We start from the raw sequence: 1904 nt of genomic DNA on the forward strand, positions 1-1904 counted from the left end.
TAGTGTGCCCGGCATGTCTGACAGCTAGGTGGTGGAAGTCCACTACGGGCTTGGCAATGGGAACCGTTAGCGAATGGCAAGGGTGTCCGGGGCGACCCGGAATCTGAAGGAAGCCGGACGCAAACACACGCGGTAACGAACAGAAACAGGATACAAGGCTGAAGTGGAAAGGATGAATCTGCTATACAAGATGAAATCCTACATTGCCCGAATTCCGCACAGTAAATCCTGTACCGGTGGGTGGAAAGCGGTCAGACTTACCCGGGGAGGTCTTATCAGGGTCTCCAAGAAGGAGAAAATCCTTAAGGGGACAACGATGTCAGCGATGGTATTGTGAATGATAAGAAGTCAGCCGAGGCCATAGTAGTCACTTCGTGACGAAGGGCCGAACAATGAGAACTCTGATGAAATTGGAGGTGTGAAGAATGCAACGACCACAGACAATATCGAAAGATGGCTGCCTGCAGGAGGGGACGCTGGAAGCGAAGAGTAATGCAGGAGGGTGCAGTGTTCTTCGCGGTGAAAAGAAGAGTCAGGGTGGTGAGCCTTCCGAACTGATGAGGAAACTCGTCTCTCGGGAGAACCTTGGACATGCATTTAAACGTGTTAAACAAAAGAAAGGCAGCGCAGGCATCGATGGAGTGACAACGAATGAGATTCATTCTTATTTTGCCGAGCATCACAGATCGATTGTGCTTTCCCTTAAAGAAGGTTCGTATGAACCTCACCCTGTCAAACGGGTACTCATCCCTAAAGACAATGGAAGTAAAAGAGAGCTGGGCATTCCAACAGTGAGGGATCGAGTGATTCAACAGGCACTTGTGCAGGTGATTACACCTTACATTGACCCTCACTTCTCGGAAAACAGCTACGGATTCCGACCTGGACGAAGTGCGCATGACGCTATCATGAAAGCGAAGTCCTACCATGAAGAGGGATACCGCTATGTGGTTGATATCGACTTGAAACAGTATTTTGACACGGTCAATCATGATAAACTCATGTATTTAGTGAGCCAGTTCGTCTCAGATCGTACGATCCTGAAACTCATACGCAAGTTCCTTGTATCCGGAGTGAAAATTGGCGATCATGTTCACCCGAGCGAAATTGGAACGCCCCAAGGGGGAAACCTATCTCCGCTCCTCAGTAACATTTATCTTAATGAATTGGACAAGGAACTTGAGCGAAGAGGTCACCGATTCATCCGGTACGCAGACGACTGCAATATCTATGTTAAAAGCAGTAAAGCGGGCGAGCGTGTCCTTAAAAGCATCACGACCTTCCTGGAAGACAAACTTCGTTTGACAGTAAATAAGGAGAAAAGTGCGGTCGGAGCGCCAACAAAAAGAAAGTTCCTTGGTTTCTGCCTCCAGTCTCTACCGAAAGGGAAAAGCGGAATTCGTCCCCACATAAAGGCGAAACACCGTTTGGAGAAGAAAGTGAGAGGTCTCCTCTCGCGCAAGAGACCGGGGAACGTGCGTGAAATTATAAAAGAACTGAATGAAGTTCTCCGAGGCTGGATCGCGTATTATGGCATCTCAAGGATGAAGAAATATATACGTGAGACCGCCCAATGGGTTCGAAGAAGAATCAGGCAACTTATCTGGAAAAGATGGAAGAAAGTAAAGACCAGATACCGGAGCTTGATCAAGCTTAAAGTTCCCAAAGACAAAGCGTGGGAATGGGCAAATACCCGGAAGGGTTACTGGAGAATTTCAAAGTCTTTTATTCTTCACCGATCTATTACAAAAGAAGCCCTGCAAAAAGCAGGACTTCTAAATATGGACGCTTTCTATAAGAAAATGTATGAAAAGCATCACTCAACTCATTGAACCGCCGTATACGAGAACCGTACGTACGGTGGTGTGAGAGGACGGAGGGTCGAACCCTCCTCCTACTCGATT

General features: G+C 47.5%; 1 protein-coding gene. It reads left to right on the forward strand.

Going from position 1 to position 1904, the window contains the following annotated elements:
- The first annotated feature begins 425 nt into the window (after positions 1 to 425).
- Complete coding sequence (ltrA, locus tag BMW59_RS21205) at positions 426 to 1832, forward strand: group II intron reverse transcriptase/maturase (RefSeq protein WP_093056312.1); 1407 nt, start codon at positions 426 to 428, stop codon at positions 1830 to 1832.
- Positions 1833 to 1904: the final 72 nt, after the last annotated feature.

The sequence above is a fragment of the Salipaludibacillus aurantiacus genome (assembly GCF_900111295.1).
GTDB lineage: Bacteria > Bacillota > Bacilli > Bacillales > Salisediminibacteriaceae > Salipaludibacillus > Salipaludibacillus aurantiacus.